Raw genomic sequence first — 15192 nt, forward strand, 5'->3', positions numbered from 1 at the left:
GAGTTGGACATGCGGGCCCTTAAAATTGCCGCCACCGGGATGACAGCACAACAGATGCGGGTTGAGACGATCTCGAACAACCTCGCGAATATGAATACCACCGGCTACAACGCCCGACGGGCCGAATTCGCCGACCTGCATTATCAACAGATGGCGCGGGCCGGCACCGTGAATGCGTCGGACGGAACGGTTCTGCCCACGGGTATTCAACTGGGTCTGGGTGTGCGACCGGAAGCGGTGACAGTGCAATTGGAACAAGGGGCCTTGTCGGCCACCGGGAGCGATCTGGATGTTGCAATCGAAGGTCGCGGATATCTGGAGGTGACCTTGCCCAGCGGTCAGGCCGCGTATACGCGCGACGGCAGTTTGAAGCGGTCGGCAGAGGGCCTGATCGTCACCTCTGACGGGTTTGCGGTTTCGCCGGAAATCACCATCCCTGACGATGCGCGTTCTGTTTCGATCAACGCGTCGGGCGAAGTCTATGCGTATTTTGACGATTCCCCCGAAGGTCAGTTGCTTGGGGAGTTTACGCTGGCCAGTTTTTCGAACGCCAAAGGCCTGGAAGCCGTCGGAGGCAATCTGTTCAAGGAAACCGAAGCTTCGGGTGCTCCGGTTCTGGGTACGCCGGGCGAAGACGGTCTGGGAACTTTGCGACAGGGTTATCTGGAAGACAGTTCGGTTGACGCCGTTCGCGAAGTTACCGAGCTGATCGAAGCGCAACGCGGCTATGAGATGAATGCCAAAGTCATCACGGCGGTGGACCAGATGATGAGCGCGACAACGCAGGTACGGTGATGCGACATCTGGTTCTTTCTCTGGTGCTTCTGGCGCCAATTGCCGCCCAGGCTGACATTGTGGTGCCGACACGCACGATCCGGGCCAAGGAAGTCATTTCTGCGGCCGATCTCGAGTTGAAGCCAACAGATGTTGCCGATGCAATTTCAGACCCTGACCTTCTGATCGGACAAGAGGCCCGGGTGGCGCTCTACCCCGGTCGGCCAATTCGCGGCTCTGATGTCGGGCCACCTGCCATCGTGGATCGAAACGATTTGGTCGTGCTGGTGTTCAGCAGCCAACCCTTGTCGATCACCACCGAGGGCCGGGCCTTGGGGCGCGGCGCGGCGGGGGATCGCATTCGGGTCATAAACCTTTCATCCCGAACAACCGTAACAGGCCGAATCCGTCCGGACGGTCAAATCGAGGTACAGTGATGCACGGATTGCCAAAAACCCTTGTCCTGACGGCTTTTGCCTTGTCCGCATGTGGTCGAATGGATCATTTGGGCAAACCGCCAAGTTTCACACCCAACGAGGATTCCCCGGAACAGGTTGCAATGTTGTGGCCGGGTTTGCCATTGCACACCCAACCCCAGCGAAACGTCGACCGGTCCTCTTTGTGGAGTGGCGGGCAGCATTCGTTGCTGGGCGATCAGCGGGCGATCAAGAAAGGTGACATCCTGACCGTCGTCATCGAGCTGGACGAGAAGGCAGAAATTTCGAACAACACCAGACGATCCAGATCTGGGTCCGAGACCCTCGAAGTCCCCAGCCTCTTCGGCCTGCCTCAGCGCGTGCAAAAGAACCTGCCCCAGGGCGCGTCACTGGATGAAGCCGTTTCGATTGAAGCGGATTCCTCGAGCTCTGGCCGGGGATCCGTCAGGAGAAACGAAAAACTGACTCTGCGTGTTGCCGCAACAGTGCTGGATGTGTTGCCGAACGGAGTTCTTTCAATATCGGGATCCCAGGAGTTGCGGGTCAACTTCGAACTGCGAGAGCTTCTTGTGACGGGATATGTCCGCCCGCAGGACATCTCGCGGCAAAACGAAATAACCTATGACAAAATCGCGTCAGCGCGCGTGTCATATGGCGGCAGAGGCCAGATAACGGATGTCCAGCAACCCCGCTATGGTCAGCAAGTTCTTGATTCCCTTTTGCCGTTCTGAGGTGAGATCGTGGTTGCGAAATTGATTCCCGTGATTCTTCTGATTGTTGGACTCGGCGCGGGTATTGGCGCGGGTCTGGTTCTTGCACCTGCAAAAAAACCTGAAACTGCCGTTGCCGAAAAAGAAGCAGTCAAAGAGGATAAGTCGGCCGGCAAAAAAACCGGGAAATCAAAGGAAAAAGGCAAGGGGGAAAGCTTTGGTTATCTGAAAATGACCAAGCAATTCGTCGTCCCCGTTGTAAAAGACGACCAGATCGAAGCCATGGTAACGCTGTCGCTGAGCCTTGAGGCGAACCCGGCCATCACAGAAACCTATTATGCGATCGAGCCTAAACTCAGGGATGGCTTTCTTCAGGTTCTTTTTGACCATGCAAACACGGGCGGCTTTGACGGGACTTTTACAGAATCCGGGAACCTGGATGTTTTGCGGAATTCCTTGCTGGAAGTGGCGCGCAAAGAATTTGGCGACAACGTGTCCAAAGTGCTGATCCTGAGTGTAAACCGACAAGATAGCTGACACTGACCGGCCCGATACGTCGGGTCGGTCAAGCTAGGGACCGAAGTGCTTTTTGGCATTTGCTTTTCGGTTTGCCTGCTGAATTTTCTTCCGCAGTGTTTCCACCGCTTGTTTTCGCCCAAAGGCAGTACGCAAAGCTTCCATTCCGGCCAGATTCTGCGCGCGCGTTCGTGCCAGTTGCAGGTTCAATTGTCTCCGCGTCGCGGACTCCCAACTATTCCAGAGAACGTCGGTCCCTGAAACCTGATAGCCTTCGACCTTGGTGCTGTCTTGGCGCGCCTGACGGAGTTGACCGTCCAATCTGGCAAGTTGCTGCTTGATCCGTGCCTCGGCCTCCAGGATCGGTCGCAGCGCTTGAAATTGCTTCTGAAACGCTGCGTCGGTCACTTTTTCCAGATCGGGTAATTGCGTATGAGTCATCGAACTTGCTCCTTCGCGCGTTTTCGCATCGCTTCGGCAAACCGGATCGCGGCGGCAACAGGACGATAGTGCTCTTCGGCGATCTCCTGACCTATGTCCACGGTCGCGTGAAGTGCGCGAGCTGTGGGAGGGTCTGAATGGATCGGAACGCCTGCTTCTCCTGCGGCGGATCGGATGGTGGCGGCGATTTCGTCCACCCCTTTGGCAACGCAAACCGGGGCGCTGCCCGCAACCCGTGCCCATTTAAGCGCCACAGCATAATGGGTGGGGTTTACGATCACGACATCCGCGCCTGGAACATTTGCCAACATTTGGTTGGTTGCGATTTCCTGTGCGCGCTGGCGCCGGTGTTGTTTGACATGTGGGTCGCCCTCGGCATCCTTGGTTTCATCCATGATCTCCTTGCGCGACATACGGTTCTTGCGCATGTGTTCGGCATATTGCCAAAGGAAATCGACAACCCCGATGGCCAGTGCGATTGCGATCACGATGAACAGAAAGCGAAACAGCAGGTTCATCATGAGCAGAATGGATGACTTTGCCGGCGCCGCGCTAGCAGACAGAATCTCGGTTAGATTGGCTTTCAGAAAAAGCGCAAGGCAGGCGCTGTAGATCAACAGTTTGGTGGTGCTTTTGGCAAACTCGAACAGGCCGCCCCGCCCGAACTTGTTCTTTGCGTTCGAAACCAGAGAGATACGCGATAGCTTTGGTTTCAATTTGCTTGGGGCAAAGATCAGCGCGCGCTGGGCGATCAAGTTCAGCAGAACAGCCGCGGCAGGAAGGCAGAACAGCAAAGCAACAGGCAGCAGGGTACTTTTCAAAACCCCCGCAACCGGAGCATGCGATGGCCCATCCGTCAGAAGCCGTGCAAATTCGTCGGACTGATCGATCAGAACCATGAACCCGGTGCCCATATGCTCGACGCTGTATTGACCGACTGTAAGCAGGGAGATCAGAAGCCCGGTATATGCCGCCACAACCGACAAGTCGTTGGATTTTGGAACCTCACCCTTCTCGCGCGCCTTCAGCAGCTTTTGCGGTGTCGGCTCGTATGACTTGTCGCTGTCGTCATCACCTGCGCTCATCTTTGCACTCCCATCGGGTTGGCGAAGAAGGTGATCAGCGCGTCAGCCCACACGGACAGGATCAGCGGTGTGCCGGTAAACAGCAGAAACAGCCCGGCGAAGGTGATTGCAGGAGCACCAACGAAGGCCACCATCAGCTGGGGCATTGCCCGGTTGATGACCCCAAGTGCCAGGTTGTAGATCAAAGAGGCGATGACGAACGGTGTTGCCAGTGCAAAAGCCAGCCCAAAGCTGTTGGCGACCTGATGCAATCCCCAGCGCGACGCATCCGCAGCATCAGGTGCCAGCCCTATTGGGAACAGGGCATAACTCTGGATCAGGAACTGCGCGGCCCGGATGTGCAGGTCCATGATTACGGCAAGTGTCAGCCCTGCCAGGGTCAGCAGGTATCCCATGGCTGGGACCGGATCGGCCGCCGCGCCACCCAGCAGTTGCGACAATGACGTGGACTGAGCCGCAATAGACCCCGCGGTTTGCAGCGCGAGAACGAACAGGCGCAGGCCTATCCCCAGGACAAGCCCGATCAGAACTTCGGTGCCGACCAGCCGCACGGTCGCCCAAAGGCTGGGATCTATTCTGACGGGGGGCGCAGCGGGCAGTATGATCAGCGTGAAAGCAACGGAAGCACCAAGCTTTACCCGTGTCGGAATACTGCGCTCACCGAAAGCTGGAAGCAGCGAAACAAGAGCGGAGACGCGCAGAAACACGACAAAGGCCTGCCAGATTGCTTCGGCCAGCTGCGACAGCATCTCTGGCGGCAGGGCAATCACGCTGCAACAGTTCCGACCAAGGCAGGTTTGGCTTCCAGCCCGATTTCTTCGAAGGACAAAACCGGGTTGGACACGCCGCGTGCTTGCATGACGGTGCGCAGCAACCGACGACGCCGGGTCGAGGTCACGACGGCTGGAAACAGACCGTTGTCAGCGGATTTGGCGATGGTGCTCACGACTCCGTCGGCCAGTTTGTTGAACACGTTCGGGGGCAGCGCGACATCCATGCCGGTATTTGGGGCGTCGATCTGGTAAGAGGCGAATGTGTCCTCCCATTCCGGGGCCAACTGGATCAGAGGGATCGAACCATCCTCGCGCTTCATGTCCGCGACCAGCTGAAAGCCAAGACGCTGACGCACAAGTTCACAGATGCCTTCGGGCTGGGTTGTGGTCAGCCGCGCCTCGGCGACACTTTCAAGGATCAGCGCCATGTTCCGGATCGACACACGTTCGTCGAGCAACAGGCGCAGAACAGCGTGCAACGTGTCGATCGGCACTTTGTCGGGGATCAGTTCATCCAGCAGCTTGCGGTTGGCTTCGGCGCGTACCGGGTCGCTCAGGCGGGTCATTTCCGACAGCAGGCGCCGGAGGGATTTCAGTGTCAGCAGGCGCGAGAAGTTCTGTTTGATGATCTCCAGCAGATGGGTTGCAAGAATCTCGGGCGGTGAAACTATGGTGGCACCGCTCAGCGCGGCGTCCTCCTGATCTTTCGGCAGGATCCAGCGCGCCGGAGCACCATAGACCGGCTCGGTCACGTCATTGCCCTCCGGCAGCAGGTCAAACCCGTCCTGCACGAGCGCCAGGATGAGATCGGGATGTAAGACACCGCGTGCCTGTTCGACGCCCTGAACCTTGATCACATACGTTCCGGTCGGCAGGTCGGCGCGGTCGGTCAGGCGGATTTCGGGCAGGATCAGGCCAAAGGTCGACGCCACATAGGTCCGCATATTGGCAATACGAGCGTCCAGCCCCGTGCCAGGATTCAGAACCATGCTGACCAGATCCGGAGCGAACTCCAGATGGACATCATCCAGGTCCAGGATGTCGCCGATAGCCTGGGATGTCGGCGCTTCGGTTTCGGTCGAGGGCAGTTTTGCCGACGCGTCTGCGTCTTGCTGCTTTCGGTGAACATTGTAAGCCGCATATCCCAGAATGGCCGCGCCGAGGATGAACGGCAGAAAAGGAAGACCGGGCACCAGAGCGAACAGGACCATGAGCACCGCGACGGTGGACAATGCTGCCGGGTGGCGGCCAAGTTGAGAAAAGATGGCGTTGTCCGTGGCCCCCTGCGTGCCGCCCCGTGCCAGCAGAAGGGCAGACGCTATGGAAATGATGACGGCGGGAATTTGGGACACCAACCCGTCGCCGACGGTGAGAATCGCATAGGTTTCGAACGCCGCGGCCACGGGCATTCCATGTACGACGACGCCCATGACCAGGCCCATGACGAGGTTCAGCAACGTGATCAGAAGCCCGGCGACGGCGTCACCTTTCACGAATTTCGACGCACCGTCGAGCGAACCGAAGAATGTCGTCTCCTGCTGTTCCAGCTCTCGCCGTTCCTTGGCCTGCTGATGATCGATTGCCCCGGCGGACATGTCGCTGTCGATCGCAAGTTGTTTGCCGGGCATCCCGTCCAACGCAAAGCGCGCGCCGACTTCGGCCATGCGGGCGGCGCCTTTGGTGATGACCATGAAATTCACGATCAGCAGCACGCCGAACACCACCAGGCCAAGAAAAATGCTGCCGCCCATGACGAAACTGGCAAAACCTTCGATCACGTCTCCTGCGGCATCCGGGCCAGTGTGCCCCTGCCCGATAATCAGTTTCGTCGACGACACATTCAGCGACAGGCGCAACATCAAAGACGCCAGCAGAATCGTCGGGAAGGAGGAAAAGTCCAGCGGGCGTTCAATGAACAGGGTCAGGGTGAAGATCAGGATGGCCAGCGCAAAGGAGGCCGCCAACCCCACGTCCAGCACCCAGGCTGGCATGGGCAGGATCATCATGACGATGACCGTCATCAGCGCAATCGCCAGCAGGACAGTAGGCGAAAACAGCGACTGGATGTCTACCTTGGGCACGCGAAACTCCTAGTTGAAGGCGATAAACGCGGTTGCGGCGCCTGCGGCTGGCACCAGAGACCCAAGCGCGCCGGTGCGGGGCGAGGCCGTCGGAATGGGAATCAAGGGGAGTCCGGCTCCGGTGAACGGATCCCGAGACGTGCCCGCAACCCGGGTTCGGGGGACTCCTTCGAGCTGTGCCAGCACCGTTTGAAACCGCTCTTTGTAAGCTTCGGCAAGGGGTGTCGTGCGGGAATGATAAGCCCCCGCGGCTGCGGGCCACGAACCAAGCTCGGCATGGAGTTCATTCAGGAACCGGGCGGCGTAGGTCGCGTTCTCATCTGGATCGAACATCGCGTCGATCGAACGGAAGGCTTTGCCGTGCCAGCGATAATTGATCTGAAAACAGCCGACATCAAAGCTGCGGGTGCCCGATTTGAAGATTTTGAACGCATAGGCCTTGGCTTCGACCTCGGACTTGAACCAGTATCCCTGACCGCCGACGTTGATTGTCCAAGGCCAAGGCTGCAACCGGCCGTCCAACCTGCGCCCGGTTTCAACGCGCGAGATGGCGCGGAGCACGTCCAGGGGCACGCCTTCGGACAAAGCGGCGCGGCGCGCGGCATGATCGCACAGGTCACCGGTTTTGGCATCTGGCATGGCAAACCCTGCCTGCGCAAAAAGCACATGCACCATCATGAGTAAAAGCGGGAACTTCTGATTTGGCATTCTGCCGGTCCGGGATTCTGATCTCTCCCGGCCAAGCTAGCCAACGATCGGTTTACAGAGAGTTATCGCCGCTTCAGTTTCGATCTATCCTGCGCCCGAAAACAACGCTGGTATTGGTGCGCAAGACACCGGGAATTTTCGCCAGGTCATCGACCAGAATGTCCAGATCCTCCAGCCTCGGCGCCTCTGCGGACAGCATAAGGTCGAACTCTCCGTTGATCGACAGGCACAGTTTGACTTCGGGGTAGGCTTCGAGCCGCTTGATGATCCGGCTGGTTTCCTTTTGCTGCACTTCGAGCATGACGATGACTTGCACTTTCGGCGTGTCTTCGGTGGACCCCAGGCGCACGGAGTATCCTTCGATCAGGCCGCGCTGTTCCATCCGGTTTATTCGCTCGTGCACGGTTGTCCGGGCAACACCCAGCGTGGTCGCAATCTGCGTGGTCGAGGCGCGTGCGTTGGCTTGCAGGGCGGCGATTATGCGACGGTCAAGCTGGTCCATTGGGGCTCTGGTTTGTGGTCATTGCGGGTTGAGATCAGGTCCAAGCGCCCGCTCAGGGTTCGCGCGGGATGCGCGGGTGCAGATCGTCGATGATGATCGGATGCGCGTGCGGGCCCGACCCGGCCAGATGTGGATGATCGGGCGGCAGGTCGGGGTGATCATGGGTGATCGGTTCCTGGTCGAGGCGCGGCCACAGGCCGATTGCACCGACGACGCCCGCCACGGACAGCGTCGCCATGCTGCTGAGTGTGACCGTCGGGCCGAACACGGTCATCAACCACCCTGCCAGCGGGTAAAGAACCAGCCAGCAGCCATGCGAAAGGGTAAACTGTGCGGCGAAGACGGCAGGGCGATCCTCGGGGTGGGCCGACCGGGTCAAAAGGCGGCCCGAAGGTGTCAGGGTGGTGGAGTATCCAAAACCGGTAAATGCCCACAACGCGGTCAGCAACCCGAGCGACAGAGGAGCAATTGCGGCCAACATCGCGGCGACGGCCATGGAGCCAGTGGCAAAAACGGCGCCCGCGACCATGACCCGACGGTCCTCGATCCGGTCCAGAAGGCGGGGCAAGGTAAAGGCTGCAAGCATCGACCCGCCCCCGAAACCGGCCAGGGCAATGGCCACCGCGCTTTCCGACAGGCCAAGATTGGCGCGCACGATGACCACAGTGTTCACGATCACCATCGAGCTCAGGGCCGCTGCACTCCAGCTGAGCGCAAGCAGTCCGCGCAACCTGGGTGTCTTCAGATAGATACGTATGCCGCGTGTGGTGCGGTCATAGATGCCGCGGGGTCGGCTTGGCTTAGGTGACGGAAGCACGACTGAGACAACCAGCATTGCCGATGCGACAAAACCAAGCGCGGTACCCCAGAACAGGCTGTTGAAGCTGACCAGCAGCAGCAATGCGGCGGCGAACATCGGACTCAGCAGGCTTTCCAGATCGTAGGCCAGGCGTGAAAGTGACAAGGCACGCGTGTATTCAGCTTCGTCTGGCAGAACGTCCGGAATCGTGGCCTGAAAGGCGGGCGTAAAGCCCGCCGACGCCGATTGGAGCACGAAGATCAGCACGTAGATTTGCCAGACTTCAGTCACGAAAGGCAGACACACTGCAACCGCTGCGCGGATCAGGTCCAGCACGACCAACATCTTGCGACGATCCAGACGCTCGGCAAAAGCAGCGGCGAGCGGTGCAACGGTGACATAAGCCACCATCTTGATCGTCAGTGCCGTGCCAAGGACAAGTCCCGCAGCATTCCCGGCCAGATCAAAGGCGAGCAGCCCAAGGGCGACCGTGGCCAGCCCGGTTCCGGTCAGAGCAACGATCTGGGCGGCGAACAGGTGGCGGTATGTGCGGTGTTTCAGAATACTCAGCATGGCTTAGAGGTACTTTGTAATCGCCTTGAAGTCTTCGATCCCACCGCCATCGTCGTCAGCGGACAGGCAGTGTTCGATATGATCATGAATCAAAGCGCGTTTGGCATTGGTGACGGCCTTTTCTACTGCAAACAACTGTTGGGCGACGTCCGAACAGGGCGCGTGCTCCTCGAGCATGGCAATGACCTTGGCCAGGTGCCCATGGGCCCGCTTCAGCCGGGCCGTGATCTGCGAATGTGACTGGTGGGTGTTGTCTGACATGGCTTATCCATATCCTCCCGATGGGGATATGGTCAAGGATTTGGCATCGAATGGCCCGCGACTTTCGGACGGCGTTGAGTTTGGGGACCAAACCGCCTATCTCGGGGGCGACATCGCACAAAGGAATAGTCGCGTGGCGAACCATTTGTACAAAAACGATCTGCCGGATGGGCTGGATCTGGGCCCGGTTGTGGCCATTGACTGTGAAACCATGGGGCTGAACCCGCATCGCGATCGCCTGTGCGTGATTCAAATGTCAGGCGGTGACGGAAACAGCCATATCATTCAGGTGGACAAGGGCCAGACCGAAGCCCCAAACCTGAGTGCCATGCTGGAAAACCCCGATGTCCTGAAGCTGTTCCATTTCGGGCGGTTCGACATCGCCGCGATGTATCACACCTTTGGTGCCCTGGCCGCGCCGGTTTACTGCACCAAGATCGCCAGCCGGCTGGTGCGCACCTACACCGACCGCCACGGGTTGAAGAACCTGTGCCAGGAACTGATCGGCGTGGATATCTCGAAACAACAGCAGATGAGCGACTGGGGCGCTGAAACCCTGACCGATGCTCAGCTGGACTATGCGGCCTCGGACGTTCTTTATCTGCACCGCCTGCGCGACGAGTTGAACAAGCGACTGGCGCGCGAGGGCCGGACCGAGATGGCGCAGGCCTGTTTTGATTTCCTGCCGATGCGTGCGAAGCTGGATCTCGCCGGTTGGCCCGAAACGGATATCTTTGCACACTCATGACCGACACCGAAGCATTCCTGAGAACCGCCCGCCAGGTCGTCACCGACGAGGCCCGCGCGCTGGACGTGCTGGCCGACAGCCTTGACGAGCATTTTGCAGAGGCGGTGCATCTTATCCTGAAAGCAACCGGGCGCATCATCATCAGCGGCATCGGAAAATCGGGCCATATCGGCCACAAGATTGCCGCCACTCTGGCCAGTACCGGAACGCCTGCCTATTTCGTGCACCCGGCCGAGGCCAGCCATGGCGATCTGGGCATGGTTTCCAAAGGCGATGTGGTGCTGGCGATTTCGAATTCTGGCGAAGCGCCCGAGCTGGCCAACCTGCTGGCCTTTACGCGCCGCTTTGGCATTCCGCTGATCGGGCTATCCAGCAAGCCAGAAAGCACGTTGATGAAACAGGCCGATGTGCATCTGCTGATACCGTCGATGGGCGAGGCCTGCGGTTTCGGCATGGTGCCTTCGATCTCGACGACGCTGACCCTAGCCATGGGCGATGCGCTGGCCATTGCGCTGATGAAGTATCGCGACTTCCGCCCCGAGGATTTTCGCGCCTTCCACCCCGGCGGAAAGCTGGGTGCGCGGCTGAGTACGGTGCGTGATCTGATGCATACAGGCGAAGCCCTGCCTCTGGTCGCGGCGAACACCCCGATGAGCGACGCGCTGATCGAAATCAGCCAAAAGGGTTTCGGCGTGGCCGGTGTAACGGATGCGCAGGGGCATTTGTCGGGCATCATTACGGACGGTGACTTGCGGCGACACATGGACGGTCTGCTGGACAAAACGACCGAGCAGGTCATGACCGCCAATCCGACCACCATAACACCGGACGCATTGGCCGAAGAGGCGGTGGCGATCATGAATGATCGCAAGATCACTTCGCTGTTTGTGGTCGACGAGGCTGCATCCGGGCAGGCGCTGGGACTTCTGCATATCCACGACTGCTTGCGCGTCGGTCTGGGCTGAGGGAGGCCGAATTGGACAGGTATTCCCGCATGGTACAGTTCCTGAAGGTTCTGTTGCCGCTTGCGGCCATTCTGATGCTGTCTACAGTGTTCCTGCTATCCCGCAGCATCGAAACCAACGTATCAGTGCCATTCGCAGAAAAAGACATTGACGAGCGGTTGGCGCAACAGGTGGTCACACAGCCGAAATATCGCGGGACAACCCGCAAAGGCGAGGATGTTCAGATCGAAGCCATCCAAGCCAAGCAGGGCGGCGAAGACGAAACCCCGACCGCATCCGAATTTCGGGGCCGGCTGGGGCTTCTCAGCGGTGGAACGATATTTCTGGATTCCAATTCAGGTTTGATCCGCCCTGATGAGGGCACGGCAACTTTTGTCGGCGACGTGGTGATTACCACTGCCGACGGGCTTCAAGTCACGACTGACCTGCTCAACACGTCGCTGGACGAAATCCGGGGCGACACGCCGGGGCGGGTGAACGGAACCGGGCCGATCGGCAATTTTTCCGCCGGACGCATGACCTTTGGGACTGAAAAAAAGGACGGACCGGTCCATATTGTTTTTACAGACGGCGTGAAGCTGGTATACGAGCCTGAAAAAGCAGAAAGATAACCTGTGTTCGATTTTCGTTTTGTTCCTTTGTGCCTTGCTCTGTTTGCAGGTGCCGTAACCGCGACTGCGCAGGAGGCGCAGGTGGCTTTTGGTTCTGCAAATGCCGACCCGAGCCTTCCGGTCGAGGTCACATCCGAAATATTGAACGTCAACCAGGAGGACGGTTCTGCCGAATTCCTCGGAAATGTCGTCGTCATTCAGGGCGAAATGCGGCTGACCGCTGAACGGGTTCTCGTGATCTACAACGAGGAACGCTCGGCGATTGAACGGATGGAAGCCACCGAGAATGTTGTTCTGGTCAGCCCGCCGGATGCGGCAGAGGGCGATTGGGCGGAATACACGATAGATTCCGGTGTGATCGTCATGAAAGGCAATGTCCTGCTGACGCAAGGCCCCAGCATCATCAGCGGCGATCAGATGAACGCCAATCTGACAACGGGCACAGCGACCATGACCGGGCGCGTCAAGACGATCCTTCAGCAGGGAAACAACTGATGGCGCGACCCGACCTGTCAGTGGCCGAAGGCAATTCCGGGCTGCGCATCGAGAAACTGCGGAAATCCTACCGTAAGAAAACGGTGATCCGCGATGTATCGATGACACTGGACCGGTCCGAAGTCGTTGCCCTGTTGGGACCCAACGGGTCGGGTAAGACCACGACCTTTTATTCCGTGGCGGGGCTTGTTTTCCCAGAGGCCGGCAAAGTCACGATTGACGGCCAGAATGTTACGACGTTGCCGATGTACCGGCGTGCGCGGATGGGCATCGGTTACCTGCCGCAGGAGATGTCGATCTTTCGCGGCATGAGCGTCGAAGACAATATCGCCGCGGTGCTGGATATCACGGTTCCTCATGCTCACAGGCGGAAAGAACGGCTGGAAGAGCTGTTGTCGGATTTCTCGATCGAACATCTGCGCCGCGCGCCTGCTCTTGCCCTTTCCGGCGGTGAGCGCCGCCGCGTTGAGATAGCGCGATGTTTGGCCGCAGACCCGAAATATCTTTTGTTGGACGAACCATTTGCGGGTGTTGACCCGATCAGCGTCGGCGATATCCGGCATCTGGTTGCCGACCTAAAAAAACGGGGGATCGGTGTTCTGATCACCGACCATAACGTGCGGGAAACGCTGGAAATTGTCGACCGGGCCTATATCCTGCATGACGGGCAGGTTCTGATGTCGGGCACACCAGACGAGGTCGTCGAGAACGAGAATGTCCGCCGTGTCTATCTTGGCGAAAACTTCCGTATTTCATAGGCTTGTTATGGTCTGCGTCGGATGCATGGCGGAAATCGCGTATATACACACCTGTTTTGATTGACTCTTCCCTCGTCTCTTGCCTCAATTGTCCCATGGCATTTACCCGGTTCCAGTCTGGAGATCGTTGTCCCTTCGTTGAAGGGCTGGAGTTAAGACAACCGCGGAAAGTGTCTCGACCCCCCACCCGATAAAAACAAGTTCGTCGCGTAACGTGACGTCAGAATGGGTGTGAATTGTGAAGGAGATCACATGCGTTACCAAATCAGCGGAAAACAGATCGACATCGGTGCGGCGCTTCAGACTCACGTGCAGACCGAATTGGGCGAGGTTGTGGGTAAATATGCCCAGCGGCCTACCGATGCCAACGTCGTCTTTTCCCGTTCAGCGCATGAATATGTATGCGAAACAACAGTGCACCTGTCCACCGGGCTGACCGCTCAGGCCAAGGCGCATGCAACCGAAATTTATGCGGCGTTCGAGGCATGCTGCGACAAAATGGAAACACAACTGCGGCGCTATAAGCGTCGTTTGAAGGACCACCACAAGGATCGGTCCGAGCCGGTTGAACTCTTTGGAGCGTCCTCTTATATCCTCGCTTCTGATGAATCGGACGCGGCCGATGAACCCGAATCGCTGCAGCCCATGATTGTGGCTGAGATGGAAACAAAAATCCCATCTTTGAGCGTTGGTGAAGCCGTGATGCAAATGGAACTTGCCGGTGCCCCGGTGCTGGTGTTCAGAAATGAGAACAAGGATGGATTGAACGTCGTGTATCGTCGCGAAGACGGTAACATCGGCTGGATTGATCCTTAACAGGCAAGGATACGGGGCCGCACCCGCCGACGCGGGTGCCGTGCCTATGGAGCGTGATCATGGAGCTTTCGAGCATACTGAAGCCCGAAGCAGTACGTGTACTATCCGCCGCTTCCAGCAAGAAGCGGTTGTTTCAGGAAATCGGCGATGTCGCAGCCGCCAATCTGGGCCTCGATTCTCAGGCCGTCGTCGACTGTCTGCTCGAACGGGAAAGCCTTGGCCCGACGGGCGTGGGGCATGGCGTTGCGCTTCCGCACGCGCGGTTGCCCGAGCTTGATTCGGTTTCGGGCGTATTCGTCATGCTGGAAAAGCCCATCGACTTTGGATCGGTTGACCGTCAACCCGTGGACATTGCCTTTGCACTTTTTGCGCCGGAAGAGGCCGGCGTCGATCATCTCAAGGCGCTGGCCCTTGTGTCACGCACGCTGAGGGACACCTCGGTGTGCACCAAGCTTCGGGCGAACCCCGATCCGGTCAAGCTTTATGCGATCCTGACCGAAGCGCAGTCCATGCAAGCAGCGTAATCAGAAAAAAAGCCCCCGGATTTCGGGGGCTTTTTTGTGTGTACGGTGATCGGGGTCAGCCGCCGGTTCCCATTTCCAGCGTCCACCAGATTTTCCCGCCTTTTTCCTGATGCCAGGCGAACCCCATCTGCGTGGCCTTGGGGTCCATGATCACGGCGCGCGGTCCGGGTTCCTGCATCCAAGCGGCAAGGGTTTCGGTTTCGGTTTCGTAGGTCTCGGAAATTGCTTCACCGAGGAACGTGCCGAAATATCCGACCCGTGCAGCCCGATCGATCGGAGAGGAGCCGTCGGACCCGAAGTGCCAGGGCCGGTTCTGTCTGGCCATGTCCTTGGAATGGGTCGCCGCTGCTGCGTTCAGCTGCGAGTTCAGCTGGACAGGCTGCAATCCTTGGGCCTGACGCAGGGCATTGACCGAATCAACCATACGGAACTGCAACTTTTCCGGGTTGCCGCGAATTTTGTAGACCGTGGGCAGCGGGCGACCGTCTGCACCGATGGTCGTGGTGCCGGTGTCTGTACATGCCGCCAGCGCGACAAAGCAAATCAAGAGTAAAGAAACGATACGCGTCATGATCGACCTGGTTATTGTGTCATTACAGGGCATAGCGCGCCTGA

At 58.5% G+C, this 15192-nt stretch carries 20 protein-coding genes; 11 read left to right on the forward strand and 9 right to left on the reverse strand.

What is annotated here, in order from left to right; genetic code table 11:
- The first annotated feature begins 9 nt into the window (after positions 1–9).
- The 4 genes from flgG to FIU92_RS17075 are packed head-to-tail and all read left to right on the forward strand — an operon-like array spanning position 10 to position 2458.
- A complete protein-coding gene (gene flgG / locus FIU92_RS17060; RefSeq protein WP_152459752.1) occupies positions 10–795 on the forward strand; it encodes a flagellar basal-body rod protein FlgG in 786 nt (261 codons plus the stop codon).
- Positions 795–1211 (forward strand): flagellar basal body P-ring formation chaperone FlgA, encoded by a 417-nt coding sequence (flgA, locus tag FIU92_RS17065; protein WP_152459753.1) that lies wholly within the window; start codon positions 795–797, stop codon positions 1209–1211. The genes flgG and flgA overlap by 1 nt, the downstream gene beginning before the upstream one ends.
- Positions 1211–1942, forward strand: coding sequence for a flagellar basal body L-ring protein FlgH (gene flgH / locus FIU92_RS17070; protein WP_152459754.1), 732 nt, complete (start codon positions 1211–1213; stop codon positions 1940–1942). The genes flgA and flgH overlap by 1 nt, the downstream gene beginning before the upstream one ends.
- 9 nt (positions 1943–1951) lie before the next feature.
- The gene (locus FIU92_RS17075) at positions 1952–2458 is read left to right on the forward strand and encodes a flagellar basal body-associated protein FliL (protein ID WP_152459755.1); all 507 of its coding nucleotides are present in this window, start codon (positions 1952–1954) and stop codon (positions 2456–2458) included.
- Positions 2459–2491: 33 nt separating this feature from the next.
- On the opposite strand, the gene FIU92_RS17080 is transcribed toward FIU92_RS17075, so the two are convergent.
- The 8 genes from FIU92_RS17080 to FIU92_RS17115 form a co-directional block, all read right to left on the reverse strand.
- A complete protein-coding gene (locus FIU92_RS17080) occupies positions 2492–2878 on the reverse strand; it encodes a hypothetical protein (protein WP_152459756.1) in 387 nt (128 codons plus the stop codon).
- Complete coding sequence (gene flhB, locus FIU92_RS17085) at positions 2875–3963, reverse strand: flagellar type III secretion system protein FlhB (protein WP_152459757.1); 1089 nt, start codon at positions 3961–3963, stop codon at positions 2875–2877. The genes FIU92_RS17080 and flhB overlap by 4 nt, the downstream gene beginning before the upstream one ends.
- Complete coding sequence (locus FIU92_RS17090; RefSeq protein ID WP_172978518.1) at positions 3960–4733, reverse strand: flagellar biosynthetic protein FliR; 774 nt, start codon at positions 4731–4733, stop codon at positions 3960–3962. Before FIU92_RS17090 ends, flhB begins: the two co-directional genes overlap by 4 nt.
- Positions 4730–6757 carry a flagellar biosynthesis protein FlhA gene (gene flhA, locus FIU92_RS17095; RefSeq protein WP_371419753.1) on the reverse strand — a complete coding sequence of 676 codons (2028 nt, stop codon included), beginning with the start codon at positions 6755–6757 and terminating at the stop codon, positions 4730–4732. The genes FIU92_RS17090 and flhA overlap by 4 nt, the downstream gene beginning before the upstream one ends.
- A 69-nt stretch (positions 6758–6826) precedes the next feature.
- Positions 6827–7525: a transglycosylase SLT domain-containing protein gene (locus FIU92_RS17100; protein WP_371419721.1), complete on the reverse strand. Its 699-nt coding sequence runs from the start codon at positions 7523–7525 to the stop codon at positions 6827–6829.
- 73 nt (positions 7526–7598) lie between these two features.
- Positions 7599–8027, reverse strand: a complete 429-nt coding sequence (locus tag FIU92_RS17105; protein ID WP_152459759.1) for an Lrp/AsnC family transcriptional regulator — start codon at positions 8025–8027, stop codon at positions 7599–7601.
- A gap of 52 nt (positions 8028–8079) precedes the next feature.
- Positions 8080–9399 (reverse strand): MFS transporter, encoded by a 1320-nt coding sequence (locus FIU92_RS17110; RefSeq protein WP_152459760.1) that lies wholly within the window; start codon positions 9397–9399, stop codon positions 8080–8082.
- 3 nt (positions 9400–9402) lie between these two features.
- The gene (locus FIU92_RS17115) at positions 9403–9660 is read right to left on the reverse strand and encodes a metal-sensing transcriptional repressor (protein WP_152459761.1); all 258 of its coding nucleotides are present in this window, start codon (positions 9658–9660) and stop codon (positions 9403–9405) included.
- Positions 9661–9793: 133 nt separating this feature from the next.
- On the opposite strand from FIU92_RS17115, the gene FIU92_RS17120 reads away from it, so the two are divergent.
- From FIU92_RS17120 to ptsN, 7 genes are all read left to right on the forward strand, one after another.
- A complete protein-coding gene (locus FIU92_RS17120; RefSeq protein WP_152459762.1) occupies positions 9794–10408 on the forward strand; it encodes a ribonuclease D in 615 nt (204 codons plus the stop codon).
- Entirely contained in the window at positions 10405–11373 is a 969-nt protein-coding gene (locus FIU92_RS17125; protein ID WP_152459763.1) for an SIS domain-containing protein, read from the forward strand. Before FIU92_RS17120 ends, FIU92_RS17125 begins: the two co-directional genes overlap by 4 nt.
- 29 nt (positions 11374–11402) lie before the next feature.
- Positions 11403–11984, forward strand: coding sequence for an LPS export ABC transporter periplasmic protein LptC (gene lptC / locus FIU92_RS17130; protein WP_245218082.1), 582 nt, complete (start codon positions 11403–11405; stop codon positions 11982–11984).
- 3 nt (positions 11985–11987) lie between these two features.
- A complete protein-coding gene (locus FIU92_RS17135; RefSeq protein WP_152459765.1) occupies positions 11988–12479 on the forward strand; it encodes an LptA/OstA family protein in 492 nt (163 codons plus the stop codon).
- Positions 12479–13237 carry an LPS export ABC transporter ATP-binding protein gene (lptB, locus tag FIU92_RS17140; RefSeq protein ID WP_152459766.1) on the forward strand — a complete coding sequence of 253 codons (759 nt, stop codon included), beginning with the start codon at positions 12479–12481 and terminating at the stop codon, positions 13235–13237. Before FIU92_RS17135 ends, lptB begins: the two co-directional genes overlap by 1 nt.
- Positions 13238–13489: 252 nt before the next feature.
- Positions 13490–14053: a ribosome hibernation-promoting factor, HPF/YfiA family gene (hpf, locus tag FIU92_RS17145; protein WP_152459767.1), complete on the forward strand. Its 564-nt coding sequence runs from the start codon at positions 13490–13492 to the stop codon at positions 14051–14053.
- Between the two features lie 59 nt (positions 14054–14112).
- Positions 14113–14577, forward strand: a complete 465-nt coding sequence (gene ptsN / locus FIU92_RS17150) for a PTS IIA-like nitrogen regulatory protein PtsN (protein WP_117872900.1) — start codon at positions 14113–14115, stop codon at positions 14575–14577.
- A 55-nt stretch (positions 14578–14632) separates the two neighbouring features.
- On the opposite strand, the gene FIU92_RS17155 is transcribed toward ptsN, so the two are convergent.
- Entirely contained in the window at positions 14633–15148 is a 516-nt protein-coding gene (locus FIU92_RS17155) for a CAP domain-containing protein (protein ID WP_152459768.1), read from the reverse strand.
- Positions 15149–15192 lie beyond the last annotated feature (44 nt).

It is taken from the genome of Ruegeria sp. THAF33 (assembly GCF_009363615.1).
In the GTDB taxonomy this organism is placed as follows: Bacteria; Pseudomonadota; Alphaproteobacteria; order Rhodobacterales; family Rhodobacteraceae; genus Ruegeria.

Coding starts and splice junctions, on each gene's coding strand:
- FIU92_RS17115 (WP_152459761.1), bottom strand. CDS start 9,660: ATGTCAGACAACACCCACCAGTCACATTCGCAGATCACGGCCCGGCTG.
- ptsN (WP_117872900.1), top strand. CDS start 14,113: ATGGAGCTTTCGAGCATACTGAAGCCCGAAGCAGTACGTGTACTATCC.
- lptC (WP_245218082.1), top strand. CDS start 11,403: ATGGTACAGTTCCTGAAGGTTCTGTTGCCGCTTGCGGCCATTCTGATG.
- FIU92_RS17110 (WP_152459760.1), bottom strand. CDS start 9,399: ATGCTGAGTATTCTGAAACACCGCACATACCGCCACCTGTTCGCCGCC.
- FIU92_RS17105 (WP_152459759.1), bottom strand. CDS start 8,027: ATGGACCAGCTTGACCGTCGCATAATCGCCGCCCTGCAAGCCAACGCA.
- FIU92_RS17080 (WP_152459756.1), bottom strand. CDS start 2,878: ATGACTCATACGCAATTACCCGATCTGGAAAAAGTGACCGACGCAGCG.
- lptB (WP_152459766.1), top strand. CDS start 12,479: ATGGCGCGACCCGACCTGTCAGTGGCCGAAGGCAATTCCGGGCTGCGC.
- FIU92_RS17100 (WP_371419721.1), bottom strand. CDS start 7,525: ATGCCAAATCAGAAGTTCCCGCTTTTACTCATGATGGTGCATGTGCTT.
- flgG (WP_152459752.1), top strand. CDS start 10: ATGCGGGCCCTTAAAATTGCCGCCACCGGGATGACAGCACAACAGATG.
- FIU92_RS17155 (WP_152459768.1), bottom strand. CDS start 15,148: ATGACGCGTATCGTTTCTTTACTCTTGATTTGCTTTGTCGCGCTGGCG.
- FIU92_RS17125 (WP_152459763.1), top strand. CDS start 10,405: ATGACCGACACCGAAGCATTCCTGAGAACCGCCCGCCAGGTCGTCACC.
- flgH (WP_152459754.1), top strand. CDS start 1,211: ATGCACGGATTGCCAAAAACCCTTGTCCTGACGGCTTTTGCCTTGTCC.
- flhA (WP_371419753.1), bottom strand. CDS start 6,757: ATGACGGTCATCGTCATGATGATCCTGCCCATGCCAGCCTGGGTGCTG.
- flgA (WP_152459753.1), top strand. CDS start 795: ATGCGACATCTGGTTCTTTCTCTGGTGCTTCTGGCGCCAATTGCCGCC.
- flhB (WP_152459757.1), bottom strand. CDS start 3,963: ATGAGCGCAGGTGATGACGACAGCGACAAGTCATACGAGCCGACACCG.
- hpf (WP_152459767.1), top strand. CDS start 13,490: ATGCGTTACCAAATCAGCGGAAAACAGATCGACATCGGTGCGGCGCTT.